The sequence below is a fragment of the Thalassovita sp. genome, from assembly GCF_963691685.1.
Taxonomy (GTDB): Bacteria; Pseudomonadota; Alphaproteobacteria; order Rhodobacterales; family Rhodobacteraceae; genus Thalassobius.
Genome location: NZ_OY829290.1, coordinates 1131526 through 1155415, shown reverse-complemented (window position 1 = coordinate 1155415; position 23890 = coordinate 1131526). Strand labels below are relative to the sequence as shown.

Sequence of the window (23890 nt, the reverse complement as noted above, 5' to 3'; positions counted from 1 at the left end):
GTGCTGGCAACAGCAGGGCAACCTGCGTCCAGAATTTGGCAGAGGCAAACCGATGACACTGCAGGCCCCCATTCGCAATCGCGTGACCCCGCCGCCCGTTCCCGCCGGGCTGGCAGAGATGCAGCTGCCGATCACGATGATGCGGGACATCCTGCTGAAAACCTGTTTCCGCAAATCGCTGAGCACCATCACGGAAATGGCCAGTGCAGTCTGCCTGCCCCGCGTTGTGGTGCAGGAATTGGTGGATATGTGCCGCGAGCAAAAGCTGATGGAGGCGATGGGCACCCTGCACGCCGGTGCGGGCAATGAAATGGCGTTCCAGCTGACCGATGCCGGTAAGTCCCGCACCGAGGATGCGCTGGCGCAGTCAGAATACTATGGCGCCATGCCGGTCCCGCTGGAGGTTTACCGCGAACAGATCAAACGCCAGTCGATCCGCGATATCCAGCTGACCCGCCAGCAACTGACCGCAGCGATGGGCCATCTGGTTCTGCCGCCCGATCTGCTGTCAAACCTGGGCCCGGCAGTCAGCTCCGGCCGTTCCATCCTGATGTATGGCCCGCCGGGCAACGGTAAATCCTCGATCTCGAACGGTATTCGCGACGCGATGGGCGATAAGATCTACGTGCCGCGCGCCATTGAATACGCCGGTCAGGTGATCACCGTTTACGACCCGATCGTACACTCCAAGGCAGAGGCCGAGGAGCAGGATCCAAACTCGCTGCGCCGCAAGAAGGGGTTTGACACCCGCTATGTCCGCTGTGACCGCCCGACCGTGATCACCGGGGGTGAACTGACCATCGACATGCTAGATCTGACCTATAACGCCACGGCGCGCACCTATCAGGCACCGCTGCAGCTGAAGGCCACGGGCGGTATTTTCATCGTCGACGACCTTGGCCGCCAACAGGAACCGCCGCAGGCGCTGGTCAACCGCTGGATCGTGCCCTTGGAAGAATCCAAAGACATTTTGGCGCTGCAATCCGGCGAAAAATTCGAAGTGCCCTTTGACACGCTGGTGGTGTTTTCAACCAACTTCCACCCCAATGAGATCTTTGACCAGGCCGCCCTGCGCCGGATTTTCTACAAGATCAAAATCGACGGCCCGGACCAGAAGAACTTCCTCAAGATCTTCTCACTTGTGGCCCGCAAGAAGGGCGTACCGCTGGATGAGGCTGCATTGGTGCATCTTATTCACCGGAAATACCCGACGATCGACAACATTTATGCAAACTACCAGCCGGTCTTCCTGATCGATCAGATGATCTCAATTTGCGAATTTGAAGGTATCCCCTACCAAATGACGCCCGAGCTTATCGATCGTGCATGGGCCAATATGTTTGTGAAGGACGAAGAGATTGTGAAATAACCCGTCCAGAAAGGTGACCCCGCCTAGACCAGGTTCACCGCAGAGGCATCCGAAAAGCCCCAGCCGTCCGGTTTGAAGCCATAGCGCAGGCAGATTTCAGTCATCGGCTTTTCGTGACGCCAGATCGCGGCAATATCCACGGTTAAGGCGTAGACCGGTACCCAGATATCACGTGTTTCTTCGTCATAGGCTGCAGCAAAGCCTTCTGACTGTAAGGCGCTCACCGCAGCCAATGGCTGTGCCGTTGCCGCATCTGTGGAAAAATAGAAGTCGAAATCGGCAATCGCTGGCAGATCGTGTTTGGACGCTAAGTCATCAAGAACCCACTCAGATTCCCGGTACTGTTTATCAAAATCATGAGCCACAATAATTCCCCTTAAAACTGTACCGAAGAGATTGCTGAAACAACCGATAAAATCAACGCCTATAGCAATTGATCTTTCTTTGGCGTGCCATTCCCATCCCTATTTGCCTTGGGTGCAAATTGGACTAAACAGAGAACATGGTCACGCTACCCACTTCAATCCAGCACTGGTTCACCACCAAGGGCTGGTCGCTCCACCCCCATCAGCGCCAGATGTTGGACAGTGCTGATCTGCCGGCGCAGCTGCTGATCGCTCCAACCGGGGGCGGCAAGACGATGGCGGGGTTTCTACCGACACTCTGCGAATTGGCCGACGGCAGCCATAAGGGTCTGCACACGCTTTATATTTCACCGCTGAAGGCATTGGCCGCGGATATCAAACGCAACCTGCGCACCCCTGTTGAAGACATCGGCCTGCCGATCCGGATTGAGGATCGCACCGGCGACACCTCCAACACCCGCAAGAAACGGCAGCGCGCCGATCCGCCGCATATCCTGCTGACCACCCCGGAAAGCCTTGCGCTGCTGATCTCCTATGAGGATGCACCGCGTGTCTTCCAGGGGCTGCAGCGGGTGGTGCTGGATGAAATCCACGCCCTGGCTGAAAGCAAACGGGGTGATCAGCTGATGCTCGCCCTCTCGCGCCTGCAGGCAATGTGCCCGGATCTGCGCCGCGTAGGCCTCTCGGCCACAGTTGATGACCCGGAGGCCATTGCCCGCTATCTGGCGCCAAACCCGGCCCCCTGCCCGATCCTGATGGCCGATCCCGGGCCCGCGCCGGACATTTCGATGCTACACACCGAGGAGGCACCGCCCTGGACCGGTGGCGGGGCGGCCTATTCTATCCCAGTGGTGCTGGAGCAGATCAAACAGCACAAGACCACGCTGATCTTCCACAACACCCGCGCCCAGGCTGAGATCTTTTTTCACAACCTCTGGCTTGCCAACGACGATGCCCTGCCAATCGGCATCCACCATGGATCGCTTGATCGCGGTCAGCGTGAAAAGGTTGAGGCCGCCATGGTGGCGGGGCAACTGCGTGCCGTGGTCTGTACCGGGTCGCTGGATCTGGGGATCGACTGGGGTGATGTGGATCTGGTTATCCAGATCGGCGCACCAAAAAACGTCAAACGGCTGGTGCAACGCATTGGCCGCGCAAATCACCGCTACAATGCACCCTCCAAGGCCATTTTGGTGCCCGCCAACCGGTTTGAGGTCATCGAATGCCTGGCCGCGCTGGAGGCGGTGCAGGAGGGCGATCTAGACGGCGATCCGCGCCCCGCGGGACCACGCGATGTCTTATGCCAGCATATCCTACTCTGCGCCTGTTCCGGCCCGTTTGACGCTGATGCCCTCTACGGCGAAGTGACCAGCGCCGGGCCTTATGCCACGCTGAGCCGCGCCGCGTTTGACGAATGTCTGACCTTTTGTGCCACCGGCGGCTATGCGTTGCGGGCCTATGATCGCTGGCAACGGCTGCAACAGCACCCAGATGGTCAATGGCAGCTGCGCGATCCCCGCAGTGCCGCGCTGATTCGCCAGAATGTGGGCACCATTCAGGACACTGATACGCTGAAGGTCAAAATGCGCGGCCGCCACGGCGCGCCCTTGGGGGAAATCGAAGAAGGTTTTGCCGCCAGCCTCAGCCCCGGGGATACCTTTCTGATCGGGGGCCAGATCGTGCGCTATGAAGCGTTGCGCGAAATGGTGGTTCAGGTCAGCCGCGACAAGGGCCGCAAACCCAAGATCGCCACCTTTATGGGTACCAAGTTCTCCACCTCCACCCAGCTCAGCCAGCGGATCCTGCGCCTGTTGCAACAGCCGGATTGGCCGGCCCTGCCCGCCCACACCGCCGATTGGCTGCACCTGCAACGGCAAATGTCCCAGCTGCCGGCACCGGGGGAGTTGCTGATCGAAAGCTTCCCCCATGACGGGCTGGCCCACAGCTGCATCTATGGCTACGCGGGGCGCAATGCTCAGCAAACGCTGGGCCTGCTGGCCACCCGCCGGATGGAAGAGCTGGGCCTTGCGCCTTTGGGCTTTGTGGCCACCGATCAAGCCACTTTGATCTGGGGGTTGGAGCCCTTGACCGATCCGGCCCCACTGTTTGACCTCACCACATTGGAGGAGGATCTGGAGGGCTGGCTGTCGACAAACGCGCTGATGAAGCGGACCTTTCGCGGTGTGGCCACCATCGCCGGGCTGATCCAGCGAAACCTGCAAGGGCAGCGCAAAACCGGACGACAGGCCACGTTTTCCTCAGACATCCTTTATGACACCCTGCAACGCCACGATCCTGAACATCTGATGCTGTCGATCACCCGCCAAGAGGCGCTGAGCGGTCTGATCGATTTCGCCCGGCTGCGCCACATGATCGCCCGTAGTGAGGGCCGGATCACACACCTGACGCTTGAGCGGATCACCCCGCTTGCCGCCCCGCTGCTGCTGGAGGTGGGCAAGGTCCGCATCGACGGTGAAGCGCGTGAGCGCTTGTTGATGGAAGAAACTGCCAAGCTGATGCAGGAGGCCGGATTGGCAGAAATTTGACCCTTTTAATCTGCCCTCTTGTTCCGTTTTACAACCCATGCAAACACATCCCTCATGAGCAGTCATTCCTTCACTCTGGCAGGCCAGGACTTTCAGGCCATGCCCTCCGGCGCTTTGTTTTGGCCGTCGCAGAGCCTACTCTGCGTCTCAGACCTGCATTTCGGAAAATCTGAACGAATTGCGCGACTTGGCGGCGCTATGCTGCCCCCCTATGACACCCGCGATACGCTGTCGCGGCTGGAAAAGGATCTGGCCCGCACCCGCGCCAAGTCCGTGATTTGCCTGGGTGACAGCTTTGACGATTCGATTGCGGCGCGCGGGATCTCGGAACAGGAGTTCACCTGGATCACCCGATTGCAGGCCGGCCGACATTGGGTCTGGATTGAGGGCAACCATGATCCCGGCCCCTTGGCCATTGGCGGCACCCATCTGGCCGAGCTGCCGCTGCCCCCGATCCTGTTCCGCCATATCGCGGAACCGGGCAGCGCAGGTGAAATTTCGGGCCACTATCATCCCAAGGCCCGGGTCAAAACCAAAGGCGGCAGCATCACACGCCCCTGCTTTCTGGTCGACAGCGATCGCATCATCATGCCGGCCTATGGCAGCTACACCGGGGGCCTGCGCAGCGATGATCCGGCGCTGGCAGGGTTGATGCGCCCGGAAGCTCTGGCGATTTTGACCGGCAACATTGCCCAGGCCATCCCGATGCCCGGACGGCGCAAGTCATTGCATGATGATGTTTAACGGCTTTCGACTGCAAACCGCTGCAGGATCCCGGCCTCTTCCAGACGCGGGCGGGCGCTGCGGCTGATCGGCACGCGGCTGCCGTTGCGCAGGGTCATGAACAGTTTGCCATTCTCACGCTCCACACCCGTCACGGCGGCCTCCGCCACCCAGTGAGAGCGATGGGTCGCAAACCCCTCGACCCCGTCCATTTCAGCCACGGCGTCACTGAACCGCATCCGCAGGGTCACCAGAGACTGGTCCAATTCCACATCCACAAAGTGGTCACGCGCCGATAAGTGCAGGATCGCGCCGCCAATGCCCGGCGGCATCCGGTTGAGCAGACGGCAATCCGCCTCGGCGCTCGATGTCTCCAGCGGCACCTCCGTGACCCCCATCATCCCTAGCGGATCCTGCGCCAGCGCGTCCTCTTCCTCCAGCGCCAGCCGCCGCAACAGCTCCTTGCGTCCGTAGATCCGTCGCAGCGCAGAAAACAGCACCGCGATCAGGAAAACAAACAGCGTCACTTTCCAGAAACTCAGACTTTCCGGCGCCAGCCTAAGCCCGAAAAGCGAGGTCAGGAGGAACACCAGCGGCGACATCAAAACCGTGATGCCAAGCGCCTGCCAAACCTCGCGCCAGCCATCGTTCAGCTCAGGCAGGCGTCGCAGCAAAATCTCACGGGTGAAGGTGCTGAGGAAAACCGAACAGCCACTGATCGCGGCCCAATAGAGAACCCGCTGCCCCCAATCGAGATCGGAATAGGTGCCAAACGGCCCCATGATGGAGCCAGCCACAGCCGCCATCACCCAAAGGCTCAGCACAGACGGGGCAAACACCCGCTGCCCAGACAGTTTGCAGATCTGAAAGATCTCAGAAACCACGTTAACCACTCGATACCGTTACGTTGCGGTGCAAGGCTGTATTTACCTTCATCCGCGCATCTTCAAGCATATAATACGTGGAATACGAGAAATCTCTTAGGTGTTCAGGGGGAAAAACATGAAAATTCAGTCACGTGTCAGCGAGAGTTTTGCAAAACAGACGATGATGCAGACCCTTGGGGCCGAACTGATCGCCGCCAATGACGGCATCGCTGTGATCGAAGCGCCGGTGCTGCCAACCTGTCAGCAACAGCATGGTTTTGGCCATGCGGGCCTGACCTTTTCCATCGGGGACAGTGCGGCGGGCTATGCAGCGCTTTCGGCAATGCCTGAGGGGTATGAGGTGCTGACTTCTGAGATCAAAATCAACTTGCTGGCCCCGGCTGCCGGTGAGCGACTGATTGCGCGGGGCAAGGTGGTGAAACCGGGCAAGCGGCTGGTGGTTGTCACCTCTGAGGTTTTCGCCCGGGACGGCGATCAGGAAACCCTGATCGCGCTGATGCAGGGCACCATGGTTCCCATGGCGCCCCGCTGATCTGCGTTAGGCTGTCAGGCCTTCGGGTTCTGCCAAACCATTGGCGCGGCAGCAGGCGGTCACTGTGTTGGCCAGCAGACACGCGATGGTCATCGGCCCCACACCGCCCGGCACCGGGGTGATGGCGCCTGCGACTTTGGCGGCGCTTTCGAAATGCACATCGCCCACCAGGCGGGTCTTGCCCTCACCCTTTTCCGGCGCATCAATGCGGTTGATGCCCACATCAATCACTGTGGCACCTTCTTTGATCCAGTCACCCGGCACCATTTCCGGGCGGCCTACGGCGGCCACAACGATATCGGCGCGGCGCACGACGTCCGGCAGATCTTTGGTGCGGCTGTGCGCGATGGTCACGGTGGCGCTGTCGTTCAGCAACAGCTGCGCCATCGGCTTACCCACGATGTTGGAACGGCCAATCACAACCGCATCCATGCCCGAAATCGAACCGTGATGATCCCGCAGCATCATCAGACAGCCCAGCGGTGTGCAGGGCACCATCGATTTCTGACCCGTGCCCAAAAGTCCCACGTTGGAGATATGGAACCCGTCCACATCCTTCGCCGGATCGATCGAGTTGATGACCAGATCTTCGTTCAGATGACCGGGCAGCGGCAGCTGCACCAAAATGCCATGCACCGCCGGATCGTTGTTCAGCTGATTGATCAGCGCCAGCAGATCCGCCTCTGAGGTGTCCGCCTCCAGCTTGTGCTCGTACGAATTCATGCCGACCTCAACGGTCTGTTTGCCTTTTGAGCGCACGTAGACCTGACTGGCGGGATCTTCACCCACCAGAACCACCGCCAGACCGGGGGTGATGCCGTGATCTTCTTTCAGACGGGTCACATGCCCCGCCACCTGTTCGCGCACCTTGGCCGCAAAGGCCTTGCCGTCAATGATGTCAGCCGTCATCAAAGCACCCTTTCAATGTTCCCAAAATACTCCCGCCGGAGGCGTTCGCCTTGCCGAGGCATGTACCGCGCATGCGGCCTGCACACCAGCCATAAGCCACCCGGTCAGGATCAGGTTGCCGCCCATCTGTTTCCCATCCGAACGGCAGGTTTCCCAAACAAAAAGCCCACCCGACTGTCCGGATGGGCTTTCTTTTCTTTAGAACAGACCTTCGATCAGGCCTTCGTCGTTCAGGCAGATGCTTTCTGCCGCCGGTTTGCGGGGCAGGCCCGGCATAGTCATGATCTCACCGCAGACCACCACGATGAAGCCCGCACCGGCGCTGAGGCGCACCTCACGCACCGGCACCGAATGGCCGGTGGGCGCGCCGCGCAAGCTGGGATCGGTCGAGAAGCTGTACTGCGTCTTGGCCATACAGACCGGCAGATGGCCATAGCCGGCCTCTTCCCACTCTTTCAGCTGGTTGCGGATCTTATTGTCTGCCAGCACCTCATCAGCGCGGTAGATGCGCTTGGCGATGGTTTCGACCTTTTCAAACAGCGGCATGTCATCGGGGTAGATCGGGGCAAAGTTGGCGGTGCCACCTTCAACGATTTCCACCACTTTCTCGGCCAGCGGCGCCGACCCTTCCGAGCCCAGTTCCCAGTGACGCGACAGCACCGCCTCAACACCGTGTTCGGCACAGTAGTCTTTGACCGCCTGCACCTCAGCGTCTGTGTCGGTGACGAAGTGGTTGATCGCGACCACAACCGGCACACCGAAGGATTTGACGTTTTCGATGTGGCGGCCAAGGTTGGCGCAGCCGTTCTGCACGGCCTCCACGTTTTCTGCACCAAGGTCCGCCTTAGCCACGCCGCCGTTCATTTTCATCGCCCGCACGGTGGCAACCAGCACCACAGCCGAAGGTGCGATGCCAGCTTTGCGGCATTTGATGTTCATGAACTTCTCAGCGCCCAGATCCGCGCCAAAGCCCGCTTCGGTCACCACGTAATCGGCAACTTTCAGCGCGGTCTTGGTGGCAATGACCGAGTTACAGCCATGCGCGATATTGGCAAACGGACCGCCGTGTACAAAGGCCGGGTTGTTTTCCAGGGTCTGCACCAGGTTCGGCTGCATCGCGTCCTTCAGCAGAACGGTCATTGCGCCTTCGGCCTTGATGTCACGGCAGTAAACCGGGGTCTTGTCGCGGCGATAGGCCACGATGATGTCACCCAGACGTTTTTCCAGATCCTTCAGATCGGTTGCCAGACACAGGATCGCCATCACTTCCGAAGCAACCGTGATGTCAAAGCCGGTTTCCCGCGGGAAGCCGTTGGCGACACCTCCCAGGCTGGCGGTGATCTGACGCAGGGCGCGATCGTTCATGTCGACCACACGGCGCCAGGCGACGCGGCGGATGTCAATCTCGGCCTCATTGCCCCAGTAGATGTGGTTGTCAATCATCGCAGACAGCAGCGAATGGGCTGAGGTGATGGCGTGGAAGTCCCCGGTGAAGTGCAGGTTCATCTCTTCCATCGGAACAACCTGCGCCATGCCGCCACCGGCCGCGCCACCTTTCATGCCGAAGTTCGGACCCAGCGAGGCTTCGCGGATGCAGATCATCGCGTTTTTGCCGATGCGGTTCAGGCCATCGCCCAGGCCCACTGTGGTGGTGGTCTTGCCTTCCCCTGCCGGGGTCGGGTTGATCGCGGTCACCAGGATCAGCTTGCCGTCTTCACGGTCCTGTACCGAATTGATGAAATCCTGACCCACCTTGGCCTTGTCATGGCCATAGGGCAGCAGATCGCTGGCTGGGATGCCCAGCTTGTCGCCAATCTCCTGGATCGGCTTCTTGTTGGCCTCGCGGGCGATCTCAATGTCGGATTTGTAGCTCATAGGTACCCCTCCCGGCACACATGGAAATTCACAGTTCTGGCTCAGATAACGACGGCACGGCCCCGGCTGCGCCGCAAAATCCGACATTTCCAGCGCGGGTTGCGTCGCGCTGTCGCAGGACGGCGGGGCACAGGTCGCTGTGAGTCGCCCCGATGTTTTGATTTACGGAGTGTCGATTTGCGGCTCAGCGCGTGCTGCGCACCGCATCGTAATGCGCCCATTCGGGCTGATCCGGCACAAACAGCTGCAGCGGATCACCAAGGGCAATCTCCCCCGGTCGTTCGACCCAGGCGGTCACGCCGCGTTTCGCCCAGGCCGCGGCCCGGAACCCTTTGCCCTTGCCCGGTGCTGCCGCCTCAATCACCTTGACCGGCAGATTGCAGGGGCGGTTTTCCATATCGATCACCAGCGTGGCCCCCGAAGGCGCCTGCAAGCGCGCGCTAGGGGGTATGCGGCTGAAATCGGGAATGCCGCGCAGCACCAGTGAGGCGCCAATCCACGCCGGATCAAAATCCGCGATCTGCAGTTCCGCGGCAATTTCCGCCAGATCCTCAGCGCTGATCAAGCTCAGTTGGCGGGTGTTGCGGATTTCCGTCCCGCGGGCATGCATCGCCGCCACCCGACCACAGGAGGGTCGGTTCACACCGGCATGGCTGTCCTCATCCAGACCGTTCCAGGTCAGATCGGCCAGCTCACGCGGGCTGGAGGCCAGCGAAGCCGCGCGATCCTCAACAACCCCCATCCACTCAATCATGCCCCGAAAATCCGTTGGTTTCAAAACCGGCATATCACCCTCCCCGATGTGCTGCGTCTTCAATTTTGGCGGAGCATGCACCGAGAATGAAAGGCGTGCAAATGACATCCTGTGATTGCGACGATTTGTGACCGTTGCCCTTACTGGGGTGTGACCAGATTGCTGCAAGCATCTGATGACAAAGAAAAACCCCCGCCAGGGCGGGGGTTTAATCAGATGGGCTTAGCTCATTTCCGGTTCCATGCCGCCGTCGCCGCTTGGCTTGGCTTTCGGCTTGGTCTTGGGAATGGCTGTGACCGATGGGGCGTTGCCTGCATCCGGGGTGTCATCTTCGTCCTCCCCCGCATGCGGCGGCTCACCACGCATCACCCGTTTGATCTCTTCGCCGGTCAGGGTTTCATATTCCAACAGACCCTGCGCCAGACGCTCAAACTCTTCATCATTCTCGGTCACGACCTTGAAGGCCAGTTCATAGGCTTCCTGAATGAAGCGTTTCACCTCATCCTCGATCATTTCTTTGGTGTTGGCCGAGACCGAGAAACCAGCGGTGTTGCCCGAGTAGCCTTCGTGGGCTTCGGCATAGTCGATGTTGCCGACCTTATCCGACATGCCCCAGCGCAGCACCATGGCGCGCGCCAGCTGGCTGGCCTGCTGAATGTCACCGGCGGGACCGTTGGACACGTGATCCGCACCGTATTTGTGAATCTCAGCTGCTTTACCCGCCATGGTCATGGCCAGTTTCTGGTGACACTCATCTTTGTGCCAGTTCAAACGGTCCATTTCCGGCAAGGACATCACCATACCCAGGGCGCCGCCCCGCGGAATGATCGTGGCCTTGTAGACAGGATCACATTTCGGCAGCTTCAGGCCTACAAGGGCGTGACCAGCTTCGTGATAGGCGGTCATTTCCTTCTGCTCGGCCGTCATGACCATGCTGCGACGCTCCGCGCCCATCATGATCTTGTCCTTGGCCTGTTCGAAGTCTTCCATCGTCACAAACCGGCGACCAACACGGGCCGCCATCAGCGCCGCCTCATTCACCAGGTTCATCAGATCCGCACCCGAGAAGCCCGGCGTCCCGCGCGAGATAATGCGCAGATCCACGTCAGGGCCCAGCGGCGTTTTGCGGGCGTGAACGGCCAGGATCTTCTCACGGCCTTTGATATCGGGGTTGCCCACGGTGACCTGACGGTCAAAGCGACCCGGACGCAGCAGTGCAGGGTCCAGCACATCCTTACGGTTGGTGGCCGCGATGATGATTACGCCTTCGTTGGCTTCAAAACCGTCCATCTCAACCAGCAGCTGGTTCAGCGTCTGTTCACGTTCGTCGTTGCCACCGCCATAGCCCGCGCCACGGTGACGGCCCACGGCGTCGATTTCGTCGATGAACACAATACAAGGGGCATTCTTCTTGGCCTGTTCGAACATGTCGCGCACACGCGATGCACCAACACCAACAAACATTTCCACAAAGTCCGAACCCGAAATGGTGAAGAAGGGCACGCCCGCCTCACCCGCGATCGCACGGGCCAGCAGGGTTTTACCGGTGCCCGGAGGGCCCACCAGCAGTGCACCTTTGGGGATTTTGCCGCCCAGGCGGCTGAATTTCTGCGGGTTGCGCAGAAACTCTACGATCTCTTCCAGCTCTTCTTTGGCTTCGTCGATCCCGGCAACATCATCAAAGGTGACGCGGCCGTTCTTTTCGGTCAGCAGCTTGGCCTTGGATTTGCCAAAACCCATCGCGCCGCCTTTGCCACCGCCCTGCATGCGGTTCATGAAGTAGATCCACACACCGATCAGCAGCAGGAATGGCAGGAGGCTCAGGATAAAGGTCTGGAAGCCGGACTGTTGCTGGCTCTCGGCGGTGACCGGGATGTTTTCAGCAATCAGCATTTTGGTGACTTCGGCGTCATCCGGCTTGATGGTGACATAGTCACGGCCATCAGTGCCCCGGAAGCGCACGGATTCGCCATCCAGTGTCACAGAGCTGACTTTGTCTTCGTCAACGGCCTGGACGAATTCGGAATAAGGGATGGCGTTGTTTTGCAAGCTGCTGCCTGATCCGCTGAACAGGTTGAACAGGGCCAGCACCAACAGGAACAGAACCACCCAGAAAGCGATGTTTTTCGCGTTGCCCAAGGAAAATCTCCCAATCTTCGGTCGCCACCGGAGGTATCACAGGCGGCATCCTACTTAAATAGAGATCCTGCGACCATCTTCAACGAGATACCGTCCATTTGGCAAAATCGCGGCAGTTGGGCGCAAGTTCTGCCTGCCATCCCTGCAAGAACCCCGCCAATGGGGCGGAAATCAGCTGATTGTCGCGCCAAATCGCCGGATCAGCCTGCAGCGCCGCCGCCGGTCGCAGAGATTCGCGCGGTTTCGGGCAGGCCTGCAAACCCTCCGCCCCCAATGGTGCGATGTGCAAATCCGCCCCCCCGGGGCCCGAAAGGTGCCAGCGTGTGTCAAAGGGCTGATCCACTGCTGCGGTCACTTCAGCCACTGCGGCCAGCTCACGAAACAGGTAGATCGTGCCTTTGCGGTGGGTCATGCGCACACCGCTAAGCGTTGCGCCCTGCCCCGCCAAGGCCTGCGCCCGCAGTTGCGCCAATGCTTCAGACCGTGGCGCATAGCGCGGTCCGGCAATCCAGCCCAAGGCATGTTGCAACAAACGGCGCTGCAGTTCCGCCGGCAGATCAGCAAAAGGCGCCGCCGCTATGGCCAGATCACCCGCGTGCTGGGTGACATGGGCGCCTGCGAACTGCGCAACGGCCCAGTTCAACGCGCCACGCGCCTCGGCCAGGTTTTGCGCCGATTGGCTCAGTGCTTCGGCCTCAACCCCCTGCTGCGCCAACATCGTGAGGCTTTGCCGCATGCGCACCCGTTCAAATCGGGTGTCGTCATTTGACGGATCTTCAACCCAGGTCACGTTGCGCGCAGTTAACTCCGCCCGCAAGGCGTCACGGCGCACTGATAGCAAGGGGCGCAGGAATGCAAACCCCGCCTGTTCGCCCACAGCCACCATCGCCGCCAGCCCGTCCACCCCGGCGCCGCGTGCCAGCCGCATCATCAGCGTTTCCGCCTGATCGTCGAGGGTATGGCCCAGCAAAACGGCGTTTAAGCCTTGCTCCCGCGCCCAATCGGCCATCAGCCGATATCGCGCACGCCGGGCCTGGTCCATCAGGTTGCCCTGACCATCCCAGCCCTGCCAGCGCAGAACCCTATGCGGCAGGCCCAGCGTTGTGGCGTGATCTGCCACAAATGCGGCCTCTTGCGCGGCCTCAGCACGCAGGCCGTGATCCACTGTCACCACGTGCAGATCCACGCCCTGATCGCGCGCCCAATCAGCCGCCAGATACAGCAAAGCAAGGGAATCACTGCCGCCGGAAACCGCGATGCCCAAAGGGCCCGCAGGATCCGTCGATTGCCAGCCCCGCAGCGACGCCGCGAGCGCCTCGGCGGGGGACAGTTTTGTCATGAGCAGGCGAGCCGCGCGCGTTCCTCTTCGGCAGCAACAACGGCATCGGCACCGGGGAAGCGCACACCTACCTCTGCCAGGGTCACGCAGGCCTCAGAGGTTTGGCCCAACTGCCCCAATGAGAAGCCCAGCTTGTAGAGCGCTTCTGGCGCGCTGTCGCCCTGCGGCGCGGCGCTAAAGGCTTCCAGATAGGCCCGCGCTGAAGCAGTTTGATTGCCATCCGCAGCCAGCGCATCGCCCCGCATCAGATGCGCCAGCGCAGTCAATGGGCTGCCGGGATAGGTGGCGATAAACTGATCCAGCAACGTCAGCGCGGTGGCGTGATCGCCTTCGTTCAACGCAGCGTCGGCACGTTCAAAATCGGCCTCTTCCCCAATGGCCAGTTCCGGCGCATCGGTCACGCCAACATCGGGGCTCACCACTTGTTCGCCGGCATCGCCGCCCAGGGTGCTGCCCTCGGCCAGGCTGGCAATGTCGCAGCCGGCTTCCAATTCACACAGGCGGAATTCCAAATCACCCACTCGATTGCCACCATCCGTGGCGATGCGGTTGATGCGGAATTCCAGCTCTTCGGTTTTGGCGGTGAGGCGCTGCATCTGGCCTTCGATGGCGTTCACCCGCTGCAGAATGGTACCGCCCGCAGCACCCGAGGGCGCGCCGGTGGTGCTCAACTCGCGCTTCAGGCGCTGCAGATCGACGTAGAGCACCGACAGCTCCTGACGGATATCCGCCAAGGTCTGATCCTGTTCCTGTGCAAATGCGCCTGTGACCGGTGCGGCCAGCGCAAAACAGGTTGCCATAACAAACCAGCGCATGTGGTCCCTCATCTTTCTAAACCGGCCCGCCCCAACCAAGTTAGCGGGCCTTTGGTAATCGCGGTATGATCGCGCCTTAGCTGGACAGCCCTGCGGACAGGACGGTCACCGCGCGGCGGTTTTTCGAATAGCAGCTTTCCTGCGAACACACCTCAATCGGGCGTTCTTTGCCAAAGCTAACCACCTTCAGGCGGTTGGCCGCGATGCCACGTTGCACCAGGTATTCCTGCACCTCATTGGCGCGGCGTGCGCCCAGGGCCAGGTTATATTCCCGCGTGCCCTGCTCATCTGCGTGGCCTTCGATCACGGCGGTGTAATCCATATTCTGCAGCAGCCAATCCGCCTGCAGATCCAAGGTAGCCGCAGCCGTTGACGACAGGGTGGACTGGTTCACTTCGAACAGAACCCGATCCCCAACGGTTTGCTGGAAATAAAGCGGCGAGCGCGGATCATCCGCGGATCCATCGTTCACACCGGCAGGATCGCCGCTGAGGTAAACGTCATCATTGCCAAACCCCGGATTGGTACATGCGGCCAGCGCCAGTACCGAAGTCAGCATCACTGCCCGTGCCAGAATCGTCTTCATGTCATTGCCCCGCTCGACTGATCTTCTTGTTGTTTTCACTACCATAACGTTTTCGATCTGAAAACGCCGCAAGCCAACGCGCCCCCTGATCGGCAGGAAGGCGCGGTGGCCAAGTTTATTCCTGCAGCGGCGACCAGGCCGGATCCGATCCGCCGCCCTGCGTGCGCACCCGTTTCAGGTTGCGCCCCGTGATGTCCACCGAATAGAGGCTGGCCGATCCCCCGGCCCCTTGGGTTTCGCGGGTGAACATGATCACGCGGCCATTGGGCGACCAGGTGGGCCCCTCGTCAAGGAACGAAGCCGTGAGCAGACGCTCTTCTGAGCCATCGATGCGCATTACACCGATATGGAAGCGGCCTTTGCTTTGTTTGGTGAAGGCGATCAGGTCGCCACGCGGGCTCCAGACCGGGGTGCCATACTGACCTTTGCCAAAGCTGATCCGCTTGGGCTCGCCGCCATTGGCGTCCATGATGTAAAGCTGCTGCGTGCCGCTGCGGTCACTTTCAAAGACGATCCGGCTGCCATCCGGGCTGTAGCTGGGGGCCGTTTCAATCGACGGGGCCGAGGTCAGGCGCTGCGACCGGCCGTTGGCGATGTTCATCTTGTAAAGGTCTGTGTTACCGCCTTTGGTCAGCGAATAAAGCACGGTCTGACCATCCGGTGAGAACCGCGGTGCAAAACTCATGGTGCCGGGCTGTTCCTCCAGCACCCGACGCCGGACCGAGGCCACATCCAACACATAGATCCGCGGGAAGCCGGTTTCATATGAGGTGTAAAGGATCCGGTCGCCAGTGGGTGAGAACCGCGGCGCCAAAACGATTGACCGGCTGTCGGTCAGGAACTGCAGGTTGGCGCCATCATAATCCATGATCGCCAACCGTTTCTTCCGGTCATTTTTCGGGCCGGTTTCGCTGACATACACCACCCGGCTGTCGAAATAGCCGCTTTCGCCGGTGATCCGACTGTAGACCGCATCTGCCACCTTATGGGCCATGCGACGCCAGCCCTCCTGCGTGCCGGTGAACTGCAGGCCGCTTCCCAGTTCAGCACCGGCAAAAACATCATAGAGGCGGAACTTCACCGTCAGCCGCCCACCGGGCTGCAGGCTGACCGCGCCGGAAACCAGCGCCTGCGCGTTGATCGCTTTCCAATCGGCATATTGCACCGGGCTGGAGAAGCTGGTGATCGTGCTGATATGCGCGCTGTCGGGGATTTCGCGGAACAACCCGGTACCGCTCAGATCATCGGCCACCAGCTGCGCGATATCCTGCGCCAACTGCCGGGCCGAGCTGTTTTCAGCCACAAAATCCGGCGCCGCAAAGGGCAGCGGTTCAATCACACCTTCGGTAATTTCAATCCGAAGTGGGGCGGCATTGGTCAGGCCGGGCAAAGCAAAAACAGCCGTGGCCGCCAGGAGGGTCAGGAAACGTCTGATCATTTGATCCTCATTTTCTCTGGATTGAATGTCATTTCTATATCACGCCATTGTTCATATTTCTCGGACGGCAGCGCAAAACCGCGCGCGCCACAGCGAATGATTGCACGCCGCGCCGCCTGAAAGGCCTGTTGAACCGATCCGCCAGTGCCCCCGCTGGAGCTGATCATGCGGATCGTCCCGGTGTCTGGGGTGCCGTCTTCATTCATCGATACGCCAACAACAACGGTTGTCTTCAACGCTTCCGTCGAAAGTGATCCGGTGTTCCAGCATTTCTGCACCGCCACCCGCAGCGCGTCCTTTTCGCCTGAGGTCAGCGGCGGCCCCGAGGGGCGCGGCGGTGTCGGGTTTGCCGTGTCATTGCTGAGCCCTGCCAACAAGTCATCCACCGCGGATTGTACGTTGTCCTGCGGTTGGGGTGCCGTGTCATCCGCTACCTCAGTTGGTTCTGGCGGCGTTGGGCGGTTGGGGCGTGCCCGCGGGCGCAGCGACCGGCCCAGCCCCGGGGGCTCAGCGGTTTCCGCCTCGGTCACGATCTCAGTGCTGGCCGCCTCTTCCACGGTTTTTTCCTGATCCAGCAACTGCTCCTCGCCGGTGGCATCTGATGTGTCGACATCCTGCGCAACGTCAGCCACCTTGTCCTCCGGCTCCGGCGGGGCAATCGCCTCGGGCGCAACACGCGGGGCCTCCTGCGGGCGGCTGGGGGTGAGCGAGACGGGACCGTCGGTTTCCGGCTCATCATTGGGCGGCGCCAAAACGGCCACATCATCGCTGACCTCTGCCGGTGTGGGCGGCGTGATCTCGGGCCGGTCTGGCCGGGCCTCAGGGCGCGGTGGTTTGGTTTCTTCGGGCTGTTCCAGCACGGGCGGCTGATCTGCCTGACTGCTGGCGGGCGTATCGGCCTCCGGCGGTGTCACATCCGGCAGTTCCGGCACGATTAGATCGCTCACGGTTTCCGGCGGTTCTGTCCCGGCCAGCAGGCTTTCAAACTCCGCCTCAGAGATCGCCACAACCTCCGTCACATCAAACGGTTCCGGCGCGGGCTTGAACACCCCGCCGAACAGCGCCCAGCCAATGAGGCTGACGTGCGCAACGCCTGAAATGATGGTACCGGTCTGCATTCTCGGGCTCAGTTCCCTGTTGTCTCAGCCTCAACAGTGGCCCCGTCCAGCGACGGCCCACCGGTATCGGTCACCAGACCGATGTTGCTAAAGCCTGCACGGTTCAGCGCCCCCATGACCTGAACCACATCTTCATAAGGCACCGATCCATCGGCGCGCAGGAACACACGGTCACCGTCCCGTTCCGCCGCAATCGCGCGCAGGCGGTTGATCAGATCCTCACGCGCCACCTCAGTGGTCTGGATCATCACCGTGCCTTCGGCGGTCACGGTGACAGCCAGCGGCTCCTCCTGTTCACCGGGCAGCGCATTGGCGGCGGTTTTGGGCAGTTCAACCGGCACCCCAACCGTCATCAGCGGCGCCGACACCATGAAGATGATCAGCAACACCAGCATCACATCCACAAAGGGGGTGACGTTGATTTCTGACATGGGCTGCGCCCCGCCACGACGGGCGCGCCGGCGGCGTCCGCCGCCTCCACCCTTGTTCATCACGCCCGCGCCCATCGCTCAGAGGTCCAGCTGACGGCTGAGGATGGTCGAGAACTCATCTGCAAAGGCCTCATAGCCTGCGATGATCCGGTCCGCATCTGCCGACAGTTTGTTGTAGAAAATCACCGCCGGGATCGCGGCCAGCAGGCCCAGCCCCGTCGCCAGCAGCGCTTCAGCGATACCGGGGGCCACAACGGCCAGGTTGGTCGATTGCTGTTCTGCAATGCCGATGAAGGCCACCATGATGCCCCAGACCGTCCCGAACAGACCCACAAAGGGGGCGGTGGAGCCCACCGTTGCCAGAACCGGCAATCCGTTTTGCAGCGCCTCGGCCTCTTTGGCGATCGCCACATCCATCGACCGATCAATCCGCGCCTGCGCCCCGGCGATCAGCCCGCCATCATCGCGGTGGGAGCGGCGCCATTCGATCATCCCAGCGGCAAAGACTTTTTCGGAATGCCCTTTGGGATCTGCCCCGATCTGATCAAACAGCGCATCCAGCGGCTCACCGGACCAGAACGCCCGATCAAACCGCGCCGCTTCGCGACGGGCCAGCCGATAGGCAATGAGTTTCTGAATGATGATCGACCAAGACCAGAAGGACGCGATGACCAAAAGGACCATCACCAGTTTCACGGTCAGTGTGGCGCGTGCAAAAAGTGCCCACATTGAGAAATCAATCTCATGCGCCAAGGCAAGGGTTTCTGTTTCCATTAGCCTGCTCTGCTCTGATGGCCCGTTATCTTCGGGCCTTGATTACAGGCAAAGCTAGCTGAGAATTAAGGGGAAAGCTAACAAAATGGCGTCAACGCGCGTGTTTTTGCGCAAAGATCGGCCTTCTAGTTCAGCATCTGGCGGATATTTGCCGGCATCCGCACCGGCTGACCGTCCTCATTCATCACGATGACCGTGACGATGGCGTGAAACAGCGCCTTGCCGTTGCATTTCACCCATTGATCCATCACCAGCCGCGCGCCGGTGACGTGGGTCACCTCGGTGGTCACGGTCAGCTCATCGTCCAGTTTCGCCGGCGCCAGATAGTCGGCCTCCACCCGGCGCACCGCAAAGACATAGCCTTCGGCCTTCATGGCGTTCTGGTCCATGCCGATCTCACGAACCCATTCGCTGCGGCCGCGTTCAATAAACCGCAGGTAATTGGCGTAATAGACGATCCCGGCCATATCGGTGTCTTCGTAATAAACGCGCACGGGGAGTTCGTAGATCATCGATAAATCACTTCTGGCTTCGGTTGCTGGCGGCACCGTAGCAGTCAGGCCGGGCCGCGCAAGACCCGTTTAAACCGGTTGCAACGGATAGGTCGCCAGTGCCTCATAAATCGGGCCATCTGCGGTCAGCGTGGATTGATAAAGGGAAAAGCTCTCCGCCTCAGACAATGGCAGGCTGGCGCCGCCCTCTGCTGCCATAAATCCCGCCAGCCGCGACTGTGCCTCAGGCGGCAGCCCCCGCTGGAACCGCACAAGCGTCACATGGGGTTTGAACCGGCGCCGCGGCAGATCCACGCCTGCCACGCGCACCAGCTGGGCCAGCTTTTCCTGCAGGTGGATCAGTTCCGGCACCCGTTCGGCCAACATCACCAGGGTTGAGGGCTGCCCGCCACCCCAAAGCTCCAGCCCGGTCAATTGCAACCGCACCTGCGGCTGTTGTACTGTGGTCAGCCCCTCGTGCAGAGGCTCCAGTATGTAATCAGGCTGGGCGTCCAGAAAGGCCAGCGTCAGATGCAGGTTCTCTTCCTCAACCTCCCGGCCGATCCCCAAGCCTTCGGGCAGGGCCATCAACCCGTCGCGCAAATTGTCTGGCAGATCCAGGGCCAAAAACAGCCGCCTCATTCGCCGCGCTGGATCTGGTCGCTGTCATCTTCGATCACCAGATCCCCCTGCACCTGCAAACGGGCATAGAGCCGCAGCGCATGGGACGGATCGCGATCCGATCCCGGCATCAAGGGCGCATAGGCCGCACGGATCACCCCGGCCACATCGGGGCGCAGGATCACATTCTCCCCGGCAATCGCCAGGGGCGAGGTCTCGGCAAAGGCCGCGTTCGACCACAGCAGCATCACCTGCACAACCTGCGTAAGCGCCAGTGTTTCGGCGGGCATCTTGGCCATCTGCGCATCCATCCGCACAAAGACAAAGGCCGCCTGGATCGCCCCCAGATCATCAAAACGGAAACCGCGGTATTGATTGGCATCCTGCGCCTTCAGCTTGCCCACCAGTTCCGCCAGATCCGGCACCAGCTGATCAAGGTTCGGCACCTCCAGCAGTTCATCCCAGTCCTTGAAGAAAAAGAACATCAGGTTGGCGCCCAATTCGGGATCGGTTTCCGCCATCTTGTGCCCGGCCAGCGCCACAACCGCCTCCAGCGCGCCTTTGACGATCTCCAGCGTTTCTTCTTCCACGCCAAAGACCACCGGCACAATCGGCCGACCCCAGCGGGCGAAGACATATTCCCCGTTTTCGCGGGTGAACAGCGCTTGAACAGCTTCGGGGCTCAGGGCTTCGGGCGTCATGACAAATCCTCAGAACTGCAGTAACGGCCCCCGCATAACGTGAACCGCGCCAAAGGGCCAGCACCGCGCCCTTTCAATGTTCTGCAAATACTTATCTGCACCAGCGCGGCACGCGCCAAGGTTATTTTCCGTCGCCGCCAAACAGCGTGCCCTGCCCCGCACCGGGCTCCGCACGTTGTGGCGCCTGCAGCCCCATATGCCGCCAGGCCTTGGCGGCCAGCATCCGGCCGCGCGGGGTGCGCTGGATCAACCCCTGTTGCAAAAGGAACGGCTCAATCACCTCTTCCAGCGCATCGCGGCTTTCGCTCAGCGCGGCAGCGATGGTTTCAATCCCCACCGGGCCACCGCCGTAGTTTTCGGCAATCAGGCTCAGATAACGGCGGTCAGCGCCATCAAGGCCCAGATCATCCACCCCCAGACGGGTCAGCGCGTGATCGGCCAGCGCCTGAGTGACCTTGCCGTCGCCTTCCACCACCGCAAAATCCACCACCCGACGCAGCAAGCGCCCGGCGATACGCGGCGTGCCACGGGACCGTTTGGCAATCTCCCGCGCGCCATCCGGCGTTGCGGGCGCGCCCAGCAGCTTGGCGTTGCGGGTCACGATCTCATTCAGCTCATCCACGGTGTAGAACTGCAGCCGGGTCGGAATGCCAAACCGATCGCGCAGCGGCGTCGTCAGCAGGCCCAGACGGGTGGTTGCGCCCACCAGCGTGAAGGGCTGCAATTCGATCCGCACGGTGCGCGCTGCTGGTCCCTCCCCAATGACCAGATCCAGCTCATAATCCTCCATCGCGGGGTAGAGCACCTCCTCCACCGCCGGATTAAGGCGATGGATCTCATCGATGAACAACACGTCGCGCGCTTCAAGGTTCGTGAGGATCGCCGCCAGATCGCCGGCTTTCGCCAGCACGGGCCCCGAGGTCATGCGGAAGTTGACCCCCAATTCCCGCGCCATGATCTGCGCCAGCGTGGTTTTGCCCAGACCGGGCGGGCCGTGAAACAGCGTGTGGTCCATCGCCTCACCGCGTTGGCGGGCGGATTGGATGAAAACACGCAGGTTGGCCCGCGCTTCGGCCTGACCAATGAAATCCCCCAGCTCCTGCGGACGCAGGGCGCGGTCATTGTCTTCGGGCAGCGAGTCGGGCCGCAGGTTCGGATCGGCGTCAATCATGGCGATACCTTAGCCTTTGGGCGCCAAGAGGCTCAACGCCTTACGGATCAACTCACCCGTGTCGGCCTCGGGTGCGTCTTGTGCGGCCTGCGCAACGGCGCTTGCGGCCTCCGCCGGGGCGTAGCCAAGGTTTGACAGGGCCGACAGCGCATCTGATTGCGCCGCTGCCGATTGCTGCGCCGCCGTTGGTTCCGCCTGTTTGCGTGGTTTGCGTGCGGCGGGCTTCGGCGCCTCTTCGATCACCTCTAGGGGTTCTGCCACTTCAGTCCCCATCGCCGCCGACAGGGCACCGCCCATGGCCATGACGCCGGGGGCTTTGTCCTTCAGCTCATTGACCACCCGCTGCGCGGTTTTTGGGCCCACCCCTTTGGCCGATTTGATCGCCGGAATGTCACCCAGGGTAATCGCCCGGCTGACCCCTTCGGCCCCCAGGGCAGACAGGATCGCCAGCGAGGCCTTGGCGCCAATCCCCTGAACCGAGGTCAGCAACCGATGCCATTCCTTTTCCAGCAACGTCGGAAAGCCGAACAGCTGCATCAGATCTTCGCGCACCAGCATATCCGTATAAAGCGCCACCGCCTCACCCACCTGTGGCAAGGTCGCCATGGTGCGATCGGAACAGTAAACGATATAGCCAACGCCGCGCACATCGATCAGCACGTGATCTTCGCCGCGATAATCCAGAATACCGGACAGTTTCCCAATCATGCGCGCACCTCTTTAATTCGCATCCCCGCGCCGGCCCCAAATCCGGGACCGCGGGCGTAATGGGCGTGACATATAGCGATGGCCAAGGCATCCGCCGCATCCGGCCCGTTGATCGCCACACCGGGCAATTGCATCTTCACCATGTGATCAACCTGCTGTTTGGCCGCGTGGCCCACACCGACCACCGTTTTCTTGACCTTGTTGGGGGCGTATTCGCCGACGCTGACCCCAAACTGCGCCGGCACCAGCAGTGCAACGCCGCGCGCCTGCCCCAGTTTCAGGGTGCCGACGGCATCTTTGTTGACGAAGGTTTGTTCAATGGCAGCCGTGTCAGGCTGGAACCGGGCGAAGACATCGCTCAGCTGTTCGTGCAGTGACAGCAGCCGTTTGGCCAGATCTTCTGACGAATCAGACTGGCACACCCCGTTGGCAATGTGGCTCATGCGGCTGCCTTCAGCCTCAATCACCCCCCAGCCAAGGTTGCGCAAGCCGGGATCGATCCCCAAAACCCGCATCACTGCCCCCTTTTTTGAACATTTTTTTCTTCAATTAGCACAAAGGGGGAACAAACGCCAAGCGGAAAGCAAAAAGATCAAAAACGACATGGCTGTCTCATTCCCGCCAAACCTGTTCTGTTTTCGTCGCCAAATTGTCCAAAAACGACACCTTTGGACCTGTCCGAAACCCCTTATTTACTTGATCGAACGCCATGCCAGCCCGTTATGCACAAACTGCATAAGAGATATGCAATTCAGCCCAGTTGTGCGGATAAAAAAGGCGCTCTAGATGCCGTCTCAGTTAATGTAACGAAACACACACCGAGGTTCCTGATATGGCTGTCTACGAGAACACCCGCACCCAGTATCAGGCTGGCGCACTGGCCAGCCTTATCGCCCGTACCGCATTTGTTGTGGTCGATACCCTGTCGCACCTGCGCGAAATCGCCACCGGCTGGAACGACGCCCGCGTGACCCGCAAGGCGCTGTCGCGTCTGACCGATCGTGAGCTGGATGACATCGGCCTGACCCGTGCCGACATCGAAATGGTTGCCAAGGCCTAAAGCGCCTGACCATTTTGCTCCCCAACAAAATGGCCCTGTCTGAGCGTTCAGACAGGGCCATTTTTGTGAGAGATCTCTGGAGAGAGATTATTTGAGATAGGGGCGCATCTGGATCGCCAGATACTCAGACACGGGGTCGGGCTGCATCAGATAGCCACCTGCCACTTCGACCAGACCGCCCTCATGCAGTTTGGCCACACGATCCTGGTAATTGCCAAAGCCCATGCTGGCCATCAGCAAGGCTTTGAACCCCAGAAATCCGCAGATCAGAAACACCAGCCCCCGCCAGGGGAAAGAGGCGCGGCGGCGTTTCGGGCGCACCACGATTAACCCATCGCGGTCCACAACCGTCACGTAGCCGTTCTTGAGACGCGCTCTGCTCTTGTCGATGCGTCGCAGCCTATCGTCAAACTCGTTAAAGGCGTCAGACATAACAACCTCCGATGGTCGAGCCCCCACTCATTACCTGAAGTAAGGGATACCTTCGAAATGTGGCGGAAATGGGGCAAGAGCCCCAGATTCGCTGCAATTGCGTCTC

At 60.7% G+C, this 23890-nt stretch carries 25 protein-coding genes; 5 read left to right on the top strand and 20 right to left on the bottom strand.

The annotated features are described in order from the left end of the window. The first annotated feature begins 52 nt into the window (after nucleotides 1-52). A complete protein-coding gene (locus ACORLH_RS05635; protein WP_321831624.1) occupies nucleotides 53-1369 on the top strand; it encodes an ATPase in 1317 nt (438 codons plus the stop codon). A 23-nt stretch (nucleotides 1370-1392) separates the two neighbouring features. On the opposite strand, the gene ACORLH_RS05630 is transcribed toward ACORLH_RS05635, so the two are convergent. Further along, a complete protein-coding gene (locus ACORLH_RS05630) occupies nucleotides 1393-1734 on the bottom strand; it encodes a ribonuclease E inhibitor RraB (RefSeq protein ID WP_321831622.1) in 342 nt (113 codons plus the stop codon). Nucleotides 1735-1871: 137 nt separating this feature from the next. On the opposite strand from ACORLH_RS05630, the gene ACORLH_RS05625 reads away from it, so the two are divergent. Both ACORLH_RS05625 and pdeM read left to right on the top strand, forming a co-directional pair. Next, nucleotides 1872-4280 carry a ligase-associated DNA damage response DEXH box helicase gene (locus ACORLH_RS05625; RefSeq protein WP_321831620.1) on the top strand — a complete coding sequence of 803 codons (2409 nt, stop codon included), beginning with the start codon at nucleotides 1872-1874 and terminating at the stop codon, nucleotides 4278-4280. A 54-nt stretch (nucleotides 4281-4334) separates the two neighbouring features. Beyond that, complete coding sequence (gene pdeM / locus ACORLH_RS05620; RefSeq protein WP_321831619.1) at nucleotides 4335-5024, top strand: ligase-associated DNA damage response endonuclease PdeM; 690 nt, start codon at nucleotides 4335-4337, stop codon at nucleotides 5022-5024. On the opposite strand, the gene ACORLH_RS05615 is transcribed toward pdeM, so the two are convergent. Continuing rightward, nucleotides 5021-5887, bottom strand: coding sequence for a LytTR family DNA-binding domain-containing protein (locus ACORLH_RS05615; RefSeq protein ID WP_321831618.1), 867 nt, complete (start codon nucleotides 5885-5887; stop codon nucleotides 5021-5023). The two genes, pdeM and ACORLH_RS05615, sit on opposite strands and share 4 nt — an antisense overlap. 118 nt (nucleotides 5888-6005) lie before the next feature. On the opposite strand from ACORLH_RS05615, the gene ACORLH_RS05610 reads away from it, so the two are divergent. Then, on the top strand, nucleotides 6006-6422 hold the full coding sequence (locus ACORLH_RS05610) for a PaaI family thioesterase (protein ID WP_321831617.1): 417 nt from the start codon (nucleotides 6006-6008) through the stop codon (nucleotides 6420-6422). 6 nt (nucleotides 6423-6428) lie between these two features. On the opposite strand, the gene folD is transcribed toward ACORLH_RS05610, so the two are convergent. The 17 genes from folD to ruvC form a co-directional block, all read right to left on the bottom strand. Continuing rightward, nucleotides 6429-7331, bottom strand: a complete 903-nt coding sequence (gene folD / locus ACORLH_RS05605) for a bifunctional methylenetetrahydrofolate dehydrogenase/methenyltetrahydrofolate cyclohydrolase FolD (RefSeq protein WP_321831616.1) — start codon at nucleotides 7329-7331, stop codon at nucleotides 6429-6431. Between the two features lie 198 nt (nucleotides 7332-7529). Continuing rightward, nucleotides 7530-9206: a formate--tetrahydrofolate ligase gene (locus tag ACORLH_RS05600; protein WP_321831615.1), complete on the bottom strand. Its 1677-nt coding sequence runs from the start codon at nucleotides 9204-9206 to the stop codon at nucleotides 7530-7532. Nucleotides 9207-9390: 184 nt separating this feature from the next. Further along, nucleotides 9391-9993 (bottom strand): MOSC domain-containing protein, encoded by a 603-nt coding sequence (locus tag ACORLH_RS05595; RefSeq protein WP_321831614.1) that lies wholly within the window; start codon nucleotides 9991-9993, stop codon nucleotides 9391-9393. A gap of 189 nt (nucleotides 9994-10182) precedes the next feature. Then, nucleotides 10183-12099 (bottom strand): ATP-dependent zinc metalloprotease FtsH, encoded by a 1917-nt coding sequence (gene ftsH, locus ACORLH_RS05590; protein WP_321831613.1) that lies wholly within the window; start codon nucleotides 12097-12099, stop codon nucleotides 10183-10185. A 79-nt stretch (nucleotides 12100-12178) separates the two neighbouring features. Next, nucleotides 12179-13438: a tRNA lysidine(34) synthetase TilS gene (gene tilS, locus ACORLH_RS05585; RefSeq protein ID WP_321831612.1), complete on the bottom strand. Its 1260-nt coding sequence runs from the start codon at nucleotides 13436-13438 to the stop codon at nucleotides 12179-12181. Continuing rightward, on the bottom strand, nucleotides 13435-14253 hold the full coding sequence (gene ybgF / locus ACORLH_RS05580; RefSeq protein ID WP_321831611.1) for a tol-pal system protein YbgF: 819 nt from the start codon (nucleotides 14251-14253) through the stop codon (nucleotides 13435-13437). The genes tilS and ybgF overlap by 4 nt, the downstream gene beginning before the upstream one ends. Nucleotides 14254-14329: 76 nt before the next feature. Beyond that, a complete protein-coding gene (gene pal / locus ACORLH_RS05575; RefSeq protein ID WP_321831610.1) occupies nucleotides 14330-14839 on the bottom strand; it encodes a peptidoglycan-associated lipoprotein Pal in 510 nt (169 codons plus the stop codon). A gap of 115 nt (nucleotides 14840-14954) precedes the next feature. Beyond that, nucleotides 14955-16277 (bottom strand): Tol-Pal system beta propeller repeat protein TolB, encoded by a 1323-nt coding sequence (gene tolB, locus ACORLH_RS05570; protein ID WP_321831609.1) that lies wholly within the window; start codon nucleotides 16275-16277, stop codon nucleotides 14955-14957. After that, nucleotides 16274-17395 carry an energy transducer TonB gene (locus ACORLH_RS05565; protein ID WP_321831608.1) on the bottom strand — a complete coding sequence of 374 codons (1122 nt, stop codon included), beginning with the start codon at nucleotides 17393-17395 and terminating at the stop codon, nucleotides 16274-16276. Before ACORLH_RS05565 ends, tolB begins: the two co-directional genes overlap by 4 nt. 8 nt (nucleotides 17396-17403) lie before the next feature. Continuing rightward, the gene (gene tolR, locus ACORLH_RS05560; RefSeq protein ID WP_321831607.1) at nucleotides 17404-17901 is read right to left on the bottom strand and encodes a protein TolR; all 498 of its coding nucleotides are present in this window, start codon (nucleotides 17899-17901) and stop codon (nucleotides 17404-17406) included. Nucleotides 17902-17904: 3 nt separating this feature from the next. Next, nucleotides 17905-18600: a protein TolQ gene (gene tolQ / locus ACORLH_RS05555; RefSeq protein ID WP_321831606.1), complete on the bottom strand. Its 696-nt coding sequence runs from the start codon at nucleotides 18598-18600 to the stop codon at nucleotides 17905-17907. 125 nt (nucleotides 18601-18725) lie between these two features. Continuing rightward, nucleotides 18726-19112, bottom strand: coding sequence for a tol-pal system-associated acyl-CoA thioesterase (gene ybgC / locus ACORLH_RS05550; RefSeq protein ID WP_321831605.1), 387 nt, complete (start codon nucleotides 19110-19112; stop codon nucleotides 18726-18728). A 69-nt stretch (nucleotides 19113-19181) separates the two neighbouring features. After that, complete coding sequence (gene thpR / locus ACORLH_RS05545) at nucleotides 19182-19718, bottom strand: RNA 2',3'-cyclic phosphodiesterase (RefSeq protein WP_321831604.1); 537 nt, start codon at nucleotides 19716-19718, stop codon at nucleotides 19182-19184. Between the two features lie 11 nt (nucleotides 19719-19729). After that, a complete protein-coding gene (locus tag ACORLH_RS05540; RefSeq protein WP_321831603.1) occupies nucleotides 19730-20413 on the bottom strand; it encodes a hypothetical protein in 684 nt (227 codons plus the stop codon). A 121-nt stretch (nucleotides 20414-20534) separates the two neighbouring features. Next, nucleotides 20535-21584: a Holliday junction branch migration DNA helicase RuvB gene (ruvB, locus tag ACORLH_RS05535; RefSeq protein WP_321831602.1), complete on the bottom strand. Its 1050-nt coding sequence runs from the start codon at nucleotides 21582-21584 to the stop codon at nucleotides 20535-20537. A 9-nt stretch (nucleotides 21585-21593) separates the two neighbouring features. Beyond that, nucleotides 21594-22292 (bottom strand): Holliday junction branch migration protein RuvA, encoded by a 699-nt coding sequence (ruvA, locus tag ACORLH_RS05530; protein ID WP_321831600.1) that lies wholly within the window; start codon nucleotides 22290-22292, stop codon nucleotides 21594-21596. Continuing rightward, nucleotides 22289-22807 (bottom strand): crossover junction endodeoxyribonuclease RuvC, encoded by a 519-nt coding sequence (gene ruvC, locus ACORLH_RS05525; RefSeq protein WP_321831599.1) that lies wholly within the window; start codon nucleotides 22805-22807, stop codon nucleotides 22289-22291. Before ruvC ends, ruvA begins: the two co-directional genes overlap by 4 nt. Before the next feature lie 317 nt (nucleotides 22808-23124). Here ruvC and ACORLH_RS05520 point away from each other — a divergent pair, with 317 nt between their 5' ends. Then, on the top strand, nucleotides 23125-23352 hold the full coding sequence (locus tag ACORLH_RS05520; protein ID WP_321831598.1) for a DUF1127 domain-containing protein: 228 nt from the start codon (nucleotides 23125-23127) through the stop codon (nucleotides 23350-23352). A gap of 87 nt (nucleotides 23353-23439) precedes the next feature. On the opposite strand, the gene ACORLH_RS05515 is transcribed toward ACORLH_RS05520, so the two are convergent. Continuing rightward, a complete protein-coding gene (locus tag ACORLH_RS05515; RefSeq protein ID WP_321831597.1) occupies nucleotides 23440-23784 on the bottom strand; it encodes a hypothetical protein in 345 nt (114 codons plus the stop codon). Nucleotides 23785-23890 lie beyond the last annotated feature (106 nt).

Coding starts and splice junctions, on each gene's coding strand:
- ACORLH_RS05595 (WP_321831614.1), bottom strand. CDS start 9,993: ATGCCGGTTTTGAAACCAACGGATTTTCGGGGCATGATTGAGTGGATG.
- ruvC (WP_321831599.1), bottom strand. CDS start 22,807: ATGCGGGTTTTGGGGATCGATCCCGGCTTGCGCAACCTTGGCTGGGGG.
- ACORLH_RS05515 (WP_321831597.1), bottom strand. CDS start 23,784: ATGTCTGACGCCTTTAACGAGTTTGACGATAGGCTGCGACGCATCGAC.
- ACORLH_RS05565 (WP_321831608.1), bottom strand. CDS start 17,395: ATGCAGACCGGTACCATCATTTCAGGCGTTGCGCACGTCAGCCTCATT.
- folD (WP_321831616.1), bottom strand. CDS start 7,331: ATGACGGCTGACATCATTGACGGCAAGGCCTTTGCGGCCAAGGTGCGC.
- pal (WP_321831610.1), bottom strand. CDS start 14,839: ATGAAGACGATTCTGGCACGGGCAGTGATGCTGACTTCGGTACTGGCG.
- pdeM (WP_321831619.1), top strand. CDS start 4,335: ATGAGCAGTCATTCCTTCACTCTGGCAGGCCAGGACTTTCAGGCCATG.
- ACORLH_RS05520 (WP_321831598.1), top strand. CDS start 23,125: ATGGCTGTCTACGAGAACACCCGCACCCAGTATCAGGCTGGCGCACTG.
- ybgF (WP_321831611.1), bottom strand. CDS start 14,253: ATGCGCTGGTTTGTTATGGCAACCTGTTTTGCGCTGGCCGCACCGGTC.
- tolB (WP_321831609.1), bottom strand. CDS start 16,277: ATGATCAGACGTTTCCTGACCCTCCTGGCGGCCACGGCTGTTTTTGCT.
- tilS (WP_321831612.1), bottom strand. CDS start 13,438: ATGACAAAACTGTCCCCCGCCGAGGCGCTCGCGGCGTCGCTGCGGGGC.
- ACORLH_RS05610 (WP_321831617.1), top strand. CDS start 6,006: ATGAAAATTCAGTCACGTGTCAGCGAGAGTTTTGCAAAACAGACGATG.
- ruvA (WP_321831600.1), bottom strand. CDS start 22,292: ATGATTGGGAAACTGTCCGGTATTCTGGATTATCGCGGCGAAGATCAC.
- ruvB (WP_321831602.1), bottom strand. CDS start 21,584: ATGATTGACGCCGATCCGAACCTGCGGCCCGACTCGCTGCCCGAAGAC.
- ACORLH_RS05540 (WP_321831603.1), bottom strand. CDS start 20,413: ATGACGCCCGAAGCCCTGAGCCCCGAAGCTGTTCAAGCGCTGTTCACC.
- ACORLH_RS05625 (WP_321831620.1), top strand. CDS start 1,872: ATGGTCACGCTACCCACTTCAATCCAGCACTGGTTCACCACCAAGGGC.
- ACORLH_RS05600 (WP_321831615.1), bottom strand. CDS start 9,206: ATGAGCTACAAATCCGACATTGAGATCGCCCGCGAGGCCAACAAGAAG.
- tolQ (WP_321831606.1), bottom strand. CDS start 18,600: ATGGAAACAGAAACCCTTGCCTTGGCGCATGAGATTGATTTCTCAATG.
- tolR (WP_321831607.1), bottom strand. CDS start 17,901: ATGGGCGCGGGCGTGATGAACAAGGGTGGAGGCGGCGGACGCCGCCGG.
- ACORLH_RS05635 (WP_321831624.1), top strand. CDS start 53: ATGACACTGCAGGCCCCCATTCGCAATCGCGTGACCCCGCCGCCCGTT.
- ybgC (WP_321831605.1), bottom strand. CDS start 19,112: ATGATCTACGAACTCCCCGTGCGCGTTTATTACGAAGACACCGATATG.